This is a genomic window from Microbacterium sp. Leaf161, from assembly GCF_001423645.1.
Lineage (GTDB): Bacteria > Actinomycetota > Actinomycetes > Actinomycetales > Microbacteriaceae > Microbacterium > Microbacterium forte.
Window position 1 is genome coordinate 2296945 of record NZ_LMOW01000001.1, and the last position, 11845, is coordinate 2308789.

Below are 11845 nucleotides of genomic sequence, written 5' to 3' on the forward strand. Positions count from 1 at the left end.
ATCCGGCCCCTCCTTCGTCGTTCTCCTCGATACGCAAGGCCGCGGCCTTCAGAGCCGGGCGATACGCAAGGCCGCGGCCTTCAGTGCCGGCTAGTCGCCAGCTCGGTCGGGAGCGAGGCTCAGTAGTGGACCGACACCTCGAGGCCGACCGGCGACCACTCGTAGACGTACTTGGCGACGTCGATCGGCATGTTCACGCAGCCGTGGCTACGCGGGTTGCCGAAGTCGTTGTGCCAGTAGGTGCCATGGAAGCCCTCGTCGCCGTTGAAGTACGTGACCCAGGGGACGTTCGGCGTCTCGGTGATCGACCCGTCCGGCTCGCGGCTCTTCATCGTCTGCTCGCGCACATGCGCGTAGACCCGGAAGTTGCCGGTGTCGGTGGGCGTCGCGCTCTTGCCCGACGAGATCGCCCACGAACGGACGACGGCGCCGTTCTCGATGAGAGTCGCCGTCTGAGAGCTCAGGTCCACATCGATCTTGCGGACCAGGTTGACCGATTCGAACGGGGTCTCGGTCACCTCGATGGGGAAGACGCCCTCGCCGGCCTCCAGCTTCGCCGCGACGTCGGATGCGAGGCTCGAGGTGTCGCCGATCGTGCGGCCGTTGGCGCCTTCGGCGACGGTGCGGAGGATCTCGCCCCCGGAGTCGACGATGTTCGTCGCGTTGACGGGTTCCCGGTTGACGGCTGCGGGAAGGGTGTCGATCGTCGCTTGGATCGCGGCTTCATTTGCGATGACGCTCAGCTCACCCTCGTCATCGACGACCGAGATCCAGGTCGAGGCGGTCGCCGGGTCGACGGGGACCGTGCGCTCTTCGCCGATGTAGAAGCCGATCGAACCCAGCATCGTGTTCAGTGAGGTGGCAACGGTCGTGGCGTCCTCGTCGGTGACGGCGGGGGCGGCTTCGGCCGGAGCGCCGGAGAACTCGAGGCTCTTTCCGCCGTCCGCGATCGTCGCGACGATCGCGGCGGTGAGGCCGTCGACGTCGACGCCCGTGCCCGGTGCCGAAGGCGTGATCGCATAGCCTCCGCCCGCGGCGTCGAAGACGACGCCGGCATCGACCGGGTCTTCGAAGCTTGCCGGCACCGCGTCGCGCAGCGCGGATTCCGCGGTGGCGGGGTCGAGAGTGATGTCCCCGGCGACGGGATCGCCCATCCATGCGGTGACGTTCCAGAGCGGACGCTCCGCGAAGGCCGCGTCGGCGAGCGCGGTCGCATCGATCGCGGCACCGAGGTCGGCTCCTGTCAGGACGATGTCGTCACCGGCTCCGGTGAGAGTGACCTCGGTCTCGGCGACGTGAGCCTGGATGGTCTCTGCGGCGGCTCCGGGAGTGAGCCAGCCGACGGGGATTCCGGCGACAGTCGTGCCCGGGGCGATCAGGATCATCGATGCGGCGCCTGCGCCGATGGCCAGGGCTCCCACGCCGAGGCCGATCCACAGGCCGAGACGCTTCTTCTTGGGAGCGGGCTCGTTCGGTGCCCAGGCGAGCTCCCGGTCGCCGCTGCTCGGCGGCTGGGAGTCGGTGGGAGCATTGCCGGAGTCGCCGGGCGCGCCGTTCTGCAGCTGGTCACCGGAGGCGGTCGCCTCGGTCAGCTTCTCGGTCTTCGCATCCTGCGCTGAGATCAGATCGGTCACGAACATCACCCCCCGGTTTCTCGCGTGTCCTTACCGATATGCTACGCGATCGCGTATAACGGGGAGGCAACGGTCCGTGGACCTGTGGAGATCCCTCTCGCGTCAGTCGGCGACGACCGCGAGGCCGTCGATCTCGACGAGCATCTCCTCGCGCGGGAGACCGGTGAAGACGGTGGTGCGCGACGGCAGGACGCCGCTGGTCGTGTGCGCGGTCACGAAGGCGCCGTACGCGTCGTTCATGATCGCGAAGTCCTCGCGCTTGGTCAGGTAGACGCGCAGCATCACGACATCGTCGAACGTCGCGCCAGAGGCCTCGACGATCGCCTTGACGTTCTCGAGGGTGCGCGTGGTCTGAGCCGCGACATCGCCCGGGAAGAGATACTCGTTCGTCTGGGGATCGACGGGACCCTGACCGGAGACCTGCACGATCGGGCCCTTGCGGATGCCCTGCGAGAAGGTGTGGGCGGGGGCGGGGGCGGCGTCGGTCGACACTCGGATCTTCGCGGTCATGAGGCCAGCCTAGTAGCCTTGTTAGATGCCTCTACAAATCCCGGATCCTGTTCTCGGCACCTGGGCGAAGGGTTTCCCTTCGCGATCCGCGGGGCTCCGGCTCTCGGAGGTCGCCGGGGCGGGTCTGCACGTCTCCGACCTCGTCACTCCGGTTCTGACGGTGCACGAGGCCGCGCTCGCGCACAACGAGTCGACCGTCTTCGCGTGGGCGGAGCGACAGGGTGTGCTTCTCGCTCCCCATGGCAAGACGACGATGGCGCCGGCCCTGTGGCAGCGACTTCTCGACGCGGGGGCGTGGGGCATCTCGGTCGCGACGCCGTGGCAGGCGGAGGTCGCCGTCGAGGCAGGGGTCTCCACCGTGCTGATCGCGAACTCGGTGACCGATGGCACGGCCGCACGTCACCTCGGCGATCTGCTCGCCGCGGATCGCGACCTCCGGATCCTGTGCTGGGCCGACTCCCTCGACACCGTCGGCATCCTCGCAGACGCCCTCGAGGGCGCCGACCGCCCGCTCGACGTGCTCGTCGAACTCGGCGGCAGGGGCGGCCGCACCGGTGCCCGCAGCGTGGACGAGGGCGAGCGCATCGCCCAGGCGATCCTCGCGGCACCCGGTCTGCGGCTCGCCGGCGTCACGGGATACGAGGGTCCGTTCGGCCCCGACCGGGAAGACGCATCGGTCGCGGCGGTCGACGCCTATCTGTCGACGCTGGTCGAGCTGCATCGACGTCTCGCCTACCCGCCCGACGTCCGCCCCGTGCTCAGCGCAGGCGGCAGCGCTTTTCCCGACCGAGCCGCGGCGGTCTTGGCCCCGCAGCGCGGGGATGCCGACATCGTGCTGCGCTCGGGGGCATTCCAGATCCACGACGACGGCTTCTACTCGCGCATGTCGCCGTTCGGTCCGCTGACATCGACGGAACCGCTGCGGTCGGCCATGCATGCCTGGTCGCGCGTCGTCTCTCAGCCAGAGCACGGACTCGCGCTGCTGGACGCGGGGCGACGCGACGTGCCCTTCGACCTCGATCTGCCCGTGCCTCAGTCGGTCACAGGACGGATCACCGCTCTCAATGATCAGCACGCGTTCCTCGACCTCGCAGACGGGGCGGGTGTCGCCGTCGGGGACGTCGTGCGACTCGGGCTGTCGCACCCGTGCACGGCCTTCGACAAGTGGCGTGTGGTGGCAGTGATCGACGACCCGGATGCAGCAGATCCGCGTGTGATCGGAGCGGTGGCGACATGCTTCTGAGCACCGAGAAGCCGGTGCGGGTCTACCGTGGCGCCACGGTGGTCGACGGCACCGGCGCCGAGCAGTTCGTCGCCGATGTCGCGGTCGAGGGATCGCGCATCGTGGCGGTGATCCGCGAGGGCGACGAGGACCGGCTGGAGCTGCCGGCGGATGCGGTCGAGATCGTCGCCACGGGGCTGGTCCTCGCGCCCGGTTTCATCGACATGCACGCACACAGCGAGCTGGCCGTGCTGCAGGGAGTCGCGCACGACGCCAAGATCCTGCAGGGTGTCACGACGGAGGTGCTCGGCCAGGACGGACTCGGCTACGCGCCGCTCGACGATGCGGCAGCAGCAGTGATCCCCGCTCAGATCGCCGGCTGGAACGGCATGCCCTCCGCTGCCCCCTGGCGCTCGATGGGAGACCTGCTCACCGCGATCGACGAGGTGTCGGTGGCCAACGCCGCCGTCCTGGTGCCTCAGGGCAACCTGCGGATGATGGTGGTGGGCCACGAGAACCGCGCGGCCACCCGCGAGGAGATCGCGGAGATGTCGGGCATCCTCGGCGAGGCGCTCGACGCGGGAGCGTTCGGGATGTCGAGCGGGCTGACGTACACCCCGGGCATGTACGCCGACACCGCCGAGCTGGAGGCGCTCTGCCGCGTCGTCGCCGAGCGTGGCGGGTACTGGGCGCCGCACACGCGAAGCTACGGCGGGGGAGCCCTCGACGCCTATCGAGAGGCGCTCGACATCGGCCGCCGCACGGGGTGTCCGATCCATCTGACGCACGCGACGATGAACTTCGCGCCGAACCGCGGGCGCGCGGCGGAGCTGCTGGCACTCGTGGACGAGGCGCTCGAAGACGGCGTCGACGTCACTCTCGACACCTACCCCTACCTTCCCGGCGCCACGACACTGGCGGCCCTGCTTCCGAGCAGGCTCGCCGAGAGCGGAGACCTGCTGGCGACCATCGCCGCCCTCGACAGGGCGGGTCGCGAGGCCGTGCGCGTCGAGCTCGAGGAGATCGGCTGCGACGGATTCCATGGCGAACGCGCCGACTGGTCGGCGATCCAGATCTCCGGCACCTCCGCGCCCGACCTCGCAGACCTCGTCGGGCGCACCGTCGATGAGATCGCCGCATCGTCTGGCAGACGCGCCGTCGACGTCGTGCTGGACACGATCCTCGAAGACGGCGGTGCGACCGGCATCCTGATGCACATCGGCGACGAGGACAATGTCCGCGCGATCATGCGGCACCCGCGGCACTGCGGCGGCAGCGACGGGATCCTGATCGGGGCGCGACCGCACCCGCGAGGCCGGGGAACCTTCCCCCGTTATCTCGGGCACTACGTGCGCGAGCTCGGGGTCCTCTCCCTCGAACAGGCCGTTCGGCATCTGTCCGGCACGCCGGCGATGCGACTGGGCCTCGACCGGGGCGACGCGCCACGAGGCGTGATCCGCGAGGGAGCGACGGCCGATCTGGTGCTGTTCGATCCCGAGACCATCTCGGCGGGGGCGACGTTCGATGAACCGCACCGCGCGCCGGTGGGGATCGACGAGGTGCTCGTCGCCGGTGTGCCTGTGGTGGCGGCGGGTCGCACTTCCGGCGCGACACCGGGTCGCGCTCTGACGATGACTCCCGCGCCCCATCGTGCGCCCGTCCCGAACATCCGCTCGGTGATCGACCCGGCTGCTGCCCCTTTCGACTGGACTGCTCGCACACCGGTCATGGCTCCTGACACGCTCGCGATCAGCGCGTCCCGTCTCGGTGACCTCCGCGAGGCTCCGGACTCGCCCCCCGCGATCACCCTGCTCGTCGACGAGTCCCTCGCAGACGAGCCGTTCGCCCGAGAGCGCCTGGGCGCAGAAGCCTTCCGGGTTACTGTCGCCGCCCATCGGATCGAGGTCGCGGGTGCCAGCCCGGCCGGGGTGTTCCGAGGCGTCACCCTGCTGAGACAGCTGCGCGAACCGGGCGCTGATCGCGCACGGATCCCCGCCGGGGTCTGGGAGTCCGCGCCCGCCTACGCCTGGCGAGGCGTGATGCTCGACGTCGCACGGCATTTCCGCCCCGTCGAAGATCTCGAGCGACTGGTCGATCTGATGGCCGACCACCACCTCACGCACCTGCACCTGCACCTCACCGACGACCAGGGATGGCGCTTCGAGGTGCCGGGGTTCCCGCGTCTGACCGAGGTGGGCGCTCGCCGAGAGGAGACGCAGCTGGGGCATGGGCCCCGCGCCACCGTGGAGGCGGGGCTGCACGAGGGCTACTACACGGATGCCGAGCTGCGCGGCCTTGTCGCCTACGCCGCAGAGAGATTCGTGACGGTCGTGCCGGAGGTCGAGCTGCCGGGGCATATCCAGGCGGGTCTCGCCGCCTATCCCGAGCTGGGCAACACCGACGTCGGCGACCCTGTCGTCGTGCCATGGTCGCGCTTCGGAGTGAACCCGCGGACGCTCGCTCCGACGGACGAGGCGCTCGCCTTCGGGCGGGCAGCGATCGACGCGCTGTGCGATCTCTTCGATTCTCCGTGGATCGGCATCGGCGGTGACGAGGTTCCGGTGACCGAGTGGGCGCAGAGCGCCGCTGCGAGCCAACGGATGCGCGAGCTCGGTCTCGCGACTCCGCACGATGTGCAGCCGTGGTTCACGGATCAGTTCGTGGCGCACGTCCGCAGCCGCGGACGCACAGCCCTCGCCTGGGACGAGGTGCTCGAGGGCGACGTCCCCGAGGGAGTGCAGGTCCTCGCGTGGCGGGGCCCCGTCGCCATGCAGGAGGCGCTGCGGCGCGGCATCCCCGTGATCGCGTGCCCCGACCTCGAGGTGTATCTCGACTATCCGCAGTCGGAATCGGGGGAGGAGCCGATCAGCGTCGGACCGCCGCTGCCGATCGAGCGCGCGTATGCGCTGCGCGTCGAGGACGGCGCGTCCGGAGGACAGGCCAACGTGTGGACCGAGCACCTCCCGACGAGAGACCGTGTCGACTTCGCGATGTTCCCCCGTCTTGCCGCGATCGCCGAGCGGCTGTGGGACGGCGGCGAACCTCCTCCGTACGAGGGGTTCGCCCGCAGGCTTCCGATCCACCTCAGACGCCTCGCGGAGTCAGGGGTGCGGTATCGTCCTCTCGACGGTCCGACGCCGACGCAGAGGCGTCCTGGAGTACCGGGGAAGCCCCTCACCCGTGAGGCTCGGCAGGACATCGTGGCGGGCCTCGTGGAGCGCCTGTCCGGGTCCCATGGCACCGCCGACGGGGTACTCTCGGCATAATGTAACGTTTCCGTAACCCTCCCTGTGCTAACTGAGGCAGGGGTTGCGAAATTTTTGTTCGTAAGGTCTACTAACAAACATGTCCGTATCGGATGGATCGCGTCCCTCGACGTCGCCAGATTACGTCGCCGCGAGCGCACACGCCTTCGGCCCGGGGCGCCACCTGCGTTCGCGATCGAAGGTGCTCCCGGAGCACGCTCGCGGCCACAACCGTGCTCTGGTTCTGCAGACTCTCTACCACTCGGGCGCGATGAGTCGGGCGGACCTCTCGCGAGAGACGGGCCTGACGCGAGTCACCATCTCAGACCTCGTCGCCGAGTTCATCGCCGACGGGATCGTCGTCGAGATGGGAGTGCGCGAGACGGTCGGACCGGGCAAGCCTCCGATTCTCATCGACATCGACCGTGTCGGTCATCAGATCATCGGGCTCGATCTCTCGGGCCCCCACGCGTTCGTGGGCGCGCTGCTCAGTCTCGACGGCGACGTGCTCGAGCGCCGCGAAGTGCCACGGCCCGAGAGTGCAGACGGTGACGCCGCCTACGCCGCCACCCTCGAACTCGCGCGCGCGCTCGCCGAGACGGCGACACAGCCCATCCTCGGCGTCGGAATCGGCAGCCCAGGTGTCGTGCGCCCAGACGGCGTCGTGCTCAGCTCGCCGAACCTGGGATGGAGCAACCTGCCTCTCGAAGCAAAGCTCGGCATCGATCTCGACCTGCCGGTGCTCGTGCGCAACGACGCCAACGCCGCGGTGCTCGCCGAATACACGTTCGGCGAGGCGAAGGCCGACTTCATGCTCATCAAGATCGGTCGAGGAGTCGGAGCAGGGGTCATCACCGGCAGCCAGCCGCTTCTCGGCAGCCGCTTCGCCGCGGGCGAGATCGGGCACGTCGTCGTCGGCACAGACGGCGGTCCCCGCTGTGCGTGCGGCAAGGACGGCTGTCTCGAAGCCTGGCTGAGCGAGACGCGACTGCGCCCGGCCATCGCGGCCGCTCCCGAGTCGCGCGACGAGATCCTCCGCGACGCCGGCACCCGCATGGGCATCGCGATAGCCCCGATCGTGGCGGCCCTGGATCTGTCCGAAGTCGTGCTCTCAGGCCCGGAGGACCTGCTCGACGGCGTGCTGATCGACGCTGCGGTCGAGACCCTGCACGCGCGCACGCTCGAGGGCGTCTTTGAGGATGCGCTCATCCGACGCACCCACCAGGAGGACATCGTTCTGCGCGGCGCCGCTGTGATGGTGCTCTCCAGTCAGCTGGGCGTCTCGTGATCTGCATCTGCGGACGCGACCGCAGCCTCGACCCGAAGACGAGCAGGAGCGCCATCCGATGACGGATGCGATCACCGTCGGCCTGTCCGGTCGGCCGATTCGAGTGGGCCTGGACGTCGGCGGAACCAAGATCGATGCCGTGGCGGTGTCGCCCGACGGAGACATCCTGGCGCGCCTTCGCCGTCCGACCGGATGGGGCGAGGAGGCGGTCGTGGTCAGCATCATCGATGCCGTCGACGCGCTCGCCGTCGACGGAGGGTTCGCCCGCTCCGCCGTCGAATCGGTGGGTGTCGGCATCCCCGGGCTCGTCGACGCGGATACCGGCCGAGTCCTGCATGCCGTGAACCTCGGTGTCGAGTCGCTGGATCTCGCCGGTCTCGCCGGTGGACAGCTGGGGATCCCGGTGCGAGTCGAGAACGATGTGAAGGCGGCCGCGCTCGGTGCTGCGGTGCTGCGCGGCGTCGACGGCTCGATGGCCTACCTCAACCTCGGCACGGGTGTCGCCGCCGGCATCGTCATCGACGGCACGATCTGGCGTGGCGCGCGGGGGACCGCCGGCGAGGTCGGCCACCTCTCGGTCGACCCGAACGGACGGCTCTGCGGCTGCGGGCAGCGCGGATGCATCGAGACCTTCTGCGGCGGTGGCGCGCTCGCCCGCGCCTGGGATCGGCCGGGGGCGTTGCCGGTGCGCGACATCCTCGACGCGGCCGAGGCGGGCGATGAGCGCGCCGCCGGTCTGCGTGCCGACCTGTTCCACGGCGCAGCGGCGGCGGTCAGGGCCCTCGTGCTCTCCGCAGACGTCGAACGTGTGATCATCGGCGGCGGCCTCACCTCGCTCGGAGAGAGACTCTTCTCAGGCGTCCGCAGAGCCCTCCAGTCCGGCGCCGAGGCGTCGCCCTTCATGCGCTCGCTGCACCTGGACGACAGGATCGAACTGCTCCCTGCCGGCTCTCCCGCCGCGGCCTTCGGGGCAGCGGTCGTCGGCGCAACCACCCCCTCTAAGGAGATCGTTTCCCATGGCTGAAGTCGTCATCGTCGAGAACGCAGAAGCAGCAGGCGCACTGGTCGCCGCCGAGATCGTCGAGTTGGTCGACGGGCGTCCGGATGCCGTGCTCGGCCTCGCCACCGGCTCGACGCCTCTTCCCGTCTACAAGGCGCTGCGTGAGAAGCTCGCGGGTCGCGATGTCTCGCAGGTGCGCGGATTCGCGCTGGACGAGTACGTGGGACTCGACCCGGCTCATCCCGAGAGCTACCGCTCGGTCATCACCCGCGAGGTCGTGGAGCCCCTCGGGCTCGACCCGCGCCGGATCCACGTGCCCAACGGCGCACAGGAGACGATCCAGCACGCGGGCGACGACTACGAGACCGCCATCGAAGCAGCCGGAGGAGTCGACCTGCAGATCCTCGGCATCGGTACCGACGGACACATCGGATTCAACGAGCCGGGGTCGTCGTTCGCCTCGCGGACACGCGTCAAGACACTCACCGTGCAGACGCGCGAAGACAACGCGCGCTTCTTCGACTCGATCGACGACGTGCCGAAGCACTGCATCACGCAGGGTCTGGGAACGATCCTGCGCGCGCGTCACCTCGTGCTGCTCGCCTTCGGAGAGGGCAAGGCTCAGGCGGTCGCGGACGCCGTCGAGGGGCCGCTGTCGGCCATCCTCCCCGGTTCGGCCATCCAACTGCATCCGCACGCCACCGTCGTGGTCGACGAAGCCGCGGCGTCTCGCCTCAAGCTCTCCGACTACTACCGCTACACCTACGCCAACAAGCCGAGCTGGCAGGGCATCTGATCCGATCGATCCTCAGGCCCGCGTTGCGGGCCACGCGAGCGGCAGCAGGTGCTCGACGCTGAGCGGCGCCAGCGGCAGCGTCTCGGCGTCGGCGGGGGTGATCCACCGCAGCTCGGCGAGCTCGGCCTGCACCACCACCTCGGCGGCGGCGATGGACACCGAGAACGCCTCGGCCACGACCCGGTGACCCGGCTCGTTCGCGGCCTCGGAGACGAACGTGCCGAGGGGCTCGAGGTCGGCCTCGTCGAGGCGCAGGCCGAGCTCTTCGTGCAACTCGCGGATCAGCGTCTGCGACGGCGTCTCGCCGGGCTCCGGTTTGCCGCCGGGCTGCATGAAGCGCGTCGTGCCCTGCTTGCGGACCACCAGCACTCGGCCGGTGTCGTCGACGATGACCGCCGCGCTGACGTGGATGTCAGGCATCGGGTGCGAACACCTTGCCGGGGTTGAGGATGCCGAGCGGGTCGAACACCCGGGTGATCTGACGCTGCAGCTCCCACTGGTCGTCTCCGAGCTCGTCGGCCAGCCAGCGGCTCTTCAGGGTTCCGATGCCGTGCTCGCCGGTCAGCGTGCCACCGAGGGCGATCGCGGCCCGGAACAGCTCGTCTGCGGCGGCCCAGACCTCAGCGGGGGGCTCGGCGCCCTCGAAGATGAAGTTCGGGTGCAGGTTTCCGTCTCCCGCGTGCGCCACCGTGGGAATGGTCATCGAGTAGGCCTTCTCGATGCGGGCGATCTCGTCGAACATCGCGGGCATCGCACTGCGCGGCACCGACACGTCCTCGATGAGGGTCGTCCCGAGAGCGGACATCGCAGGGTGCATGGCGCGACGTATCGCCAGCAGGCGCTCGCCTTCCTCTCGGTCGTGCGAGACCTGAGTCGCACCGTGGTGAGAGGTCAGGATCTCCGCGATCGTCGCCGCCTCGGCGACGGCGGCCGGGCCATCGGTTTGGATCGTCAGCTGCGCGCTTCCGGCGGCGGGGGAGGGCAGCTCCAGCAGGGCGGCGACAGCGGCGAGGCTCGCCGAGTCCATCAGCTCCATGATCGCCGGCTGCACACCGGAGGCGGTGACCGCGGCGGATGCGGATGCCGCTGTGCGCACGTCGGGGAAGATCGCCGTCACCGTGCAGGTGGCTCCCTCGACGAGCCGGCGAAGCTTCAGCGTGGCGCCGACGACCACGCCGAGAGTGCCTTCCGAGCCGATCACGAGCGAGGTGAGGTCGAGCCCCGTCACGCCCTTGACGCTGCGGTGGCCGAGGCGCATCAGTCGGCCGTCAGCGAGCACCAGGTCGACCCCGAGGACGGCGTCCTTCACGACGCCGTACTTCGCGCAGAGCAGCCCGCCTGCGCCGGTGGCGATGTTGCCGCCGACGGTCGAGATCGCGCGGCTGGCGGGGTCGGGGGCCCACCAGAGTCCGTGCTCTGCGAGGACGTCGTTGAGGTCGGAGTTGAGGATGCCGGGTTCGACGACGGCGAGCAGGTCATCGGCGCGGATCTCGCGGATCGCGGTCATACGGCGGGTGGAGAGCACGATCTCTCCCTCGCCGCCGTTCGCCGCACCGGCGAGACCGGTGCCGGCCCCGCGCACCACGACGGGCGTGGCTGTGCCGGTGGCTATGCGCATCACGGTCTGGACGTGTTCGACGGTCTCGGCATGCACGACCGCGAGGGGCTGACCTGGCGCTGCGTGCCCTGACCGGTCGGCGCGGGCTTCTTCGAGGATCGTGGCATCGGTGTCGACGATGTCGCCGAGTGCGGCGACGAGCTGGTCGAGAGCGCTCATCGGATGCGACGCCGCCCGCTCACCACTCCGGCGCCGACTGCGACCACGGCGAATGCGGTGCCGATGATCGGCTGATCCATCAGCCACCACGCGATCGTGACCCCGACGTAGATCAGCAGCTCGACGACGACCCGCAGGAACGGGTGCAGGCGCAGCACAGGACGCGGGGAGAGGAAGAGAGCCCACACCAGGATCACGACGAGGGGAGCACCGATGCCGATGACGATGTTCCAGGGGAACGGCCACAGGGCGAATCCCCACAGCGCGAGCGTGCCCACGGCGACGATCAGGACCACCGATCGGACGATGTCGAGGGCGGTGATGTTCGGGCGGTCGACGCCGGGGACGGAGGCGGGATCCTGGGACATGGATC

General features: G+C 69.6%; 10 protein-coding genes. 5 read left to right on the top strand and 5 right to left on the bottom strand.

Annotated elements, in window-relative coordinates; genetic code table 11:
* Positions 1-119: 119 nt before the first annotated feature.
* Positions 120-1640, bottom strand: coding sequence for a L,D-transpeptidase family protein (locus ASF87_RS10960; RefSeq protein ID WP_157550102.1), 1521 nt, complete (start codon positions 1638-1640; stop codon positions 120-122).
* A 96-nt stretch (positions 1641-1736) separates the two neighbouring features.
* Complete coding sequence (locus ASF87_RS10965; protein ID WP_056375862.1) at positions 1737-2144, bottom strand: RidA family protein; 408 nt, start codon at positions 2142-2144, stop codon at positions 1737-1739.
* 25 nt (positions 2145-2169) lie between these two features.
* On the opposite strand from ASF87_RS10965, the gene ASF87_RS10970 reads away from it, so the two are divergent.
* From ASF87_RS10970 to nagB, 5 genes are all read left to right on the top strand, one after another.
* Complete coding sequence (locus tag ASF87_RS10970; protein ID WP_082508838.1) at positions 2170-3387, top strand: alanine racemase; 1218 nt, start codon at positions 2170-2172, stop codon at positions 3385-3387.
* Positions 3378-6632: a family 20 glycosylhydrolase gene (locus ASF87_RS10975; RefSeq protein WP_056375865.1), complete on the top strand. Its 3255-nt coding sequence runs from the start codon at positions 3378-3380 to the stop codon at positions 6630-6632. The genes ASF87_RS10970 and ASF87_RS10975 overlap by 10 nt, the downstream gene beginning before the upstream one ends.
* 79 nt (positions 6633-6711) lie before the next feature.
* Positions 6712-7899 (top strand): ROK family transcriptional regulator, encoded by a 1188-nt coding sequence (locus ASF87_RS10980; protein ID WP_042539314.1) that lies wholly within the window; start codon positions 6712-6714, stop codon positions 7897-7899.
* A gap of 58 nt (positions 7900-7957) precedes the next feature.
* Positions 7958-8923, top strand: coding sequence for an ROK family protein (locus ASF87_RS10985; RefSeq protein WP_200933720.1), 966 nt, complete (start codon positions 7958-7960; stop codon positions 8921-8923).
* Positions 8916-9695: a glucosamine-6-phosphate deaminase gene (nagB, locus tag ASF87_RS10990; RefSeq protein WP_056375867.1), complete on the top strand. Its 780-nt coding sequence runs from the start codon at positions 8916-8918 to the stop codon at positions 9693-9695. The genes ASF87_RS10985 and nagB overlap by 8 nt, the downstream gene beginning before the upstream one ends.
* Positions 9696-9707: 12 nt before the next feature.
* On the opposite strand, the gene ASF87_RS10995 is transcribed toward nagB, so the two are convergent.
* Genes ASF87_RS10995 through ASF87_RS11005 form a run of 3 tightly spaced genes read right to left on the bottom strand, consistent with a single transcriptional unit; the run spans position 9708 to position 11840 of the window.
* Positions 9708-10115, bottom strand: coding sequence for an NUDIX hydrolase (locus ASF87_RS10995; protein WP_042539321.1), 408 nt, complete (start codon positions 10113-10115; stop codon positions 9708-9710).
* Positions 10108-11472, bottom strand: coding sequence for an FAD-binding oxidoreductase (locus ASF87_RS11000; RefSeq protein ID WP_056375869.1), 1365 nt, complete (start codon positions 11470-11472; stop codon positions 10108-10110). Before ASF87_RS11000 ends, ASF87_RS10995 begins: the two co-directional genes overlap by 8 nt.
* The gene (locus tag ASF87_RS11005) at positions 11469-11840 is read right to left on the bottom strand and encodes a YrdB family protein (protein ID WP_056375871.1); all 372 of its coding nucleotides are present in this window, start codon (positions 11838-11840) and stop codon (positions 11469-11471) included. The genes ASF87_RS11000 and ASF87_RS11005 overlap by 4 nt, the downstream gene beginning before the upstream one ends.
* Positions 11841-11845: the final 5 nt, after the last annotated feature.

Excerpts from the sequence above, each read along its gene's own strand:
- ASF87_RS10965 (WP_056375862.1), bottom strand. The coding sequence starts at position 2,144 with ATGACCGCGAAGATCCGAGTGTCGACCGACGCCGCCCCCGCCCCCGCC.
- ASF87_RS10995 (WP_042539321.1), bottom strand. The coding sequence starts at position 10,115 with ATGCCTGACATCCACGTCAGCGCGGCGGTCATCGTCGACGACACCGGC.
- nagB (WP_056375867.1), top strand. The coding sequence starts at position 8,916 with ATGGCTGAAGTCGTCATCGTCGAGAACGCAGAAGCAGCAGGCGCACTG.
- ASF87_RS10970 (WP_082508838.1), top strand. The coding sequence starts at position 2,170 with ATGCCTCTACAAATCCCGGATCCTGTTCTCGGCACCTGGGCGAAGGGT.
- ASF87_RS10985 (WP_200933720.1), top strand. The coding sequence starts at position 7,958 with ATGACGGATGCGATCACCGTCGGCCTGTCCGGTCGGCCGATTCGAGTG.
- ASF87_RS11005 (WP_056375871.1), bottom strand. The coding sequence starts at position 11,840 with ATGTCCCAGGATCCCGCCTCCGTCCCCGGCGTCGACCGCCCGAACATC.
- ASF87_RS10975 (WP_056375865.1), top strand. The coding sequence starts at position 3,378 with ATGCTTCTGAGCACCGAGAAGCCGGTGCGGGTCTACCGTGGCGCCACG.
- ASF87_RS11000 (WP_056375869.1), bottom strand. The coding sequence starts at position 11,472 with ATGAGCGCTCTCGACCAGCTCGTCGCCGCACTCGGCGACATCGTCGAC.
- ASF87_RS10980 (WP_042539314.1), top strand. The coding sequence starts at position 6,712 with ATGTCCGTATCGGATGGATCGCGTCCCTCGACGTCGCCAGATTACGTC.
- ASF87_RS10960 (WP_157550102.1), bottom strand. The coding sequence starts at position 1,640 with ATGTTCGTGACCGATCTGATCTCAGCGCAGGATGCGAAGACCGAGAAG.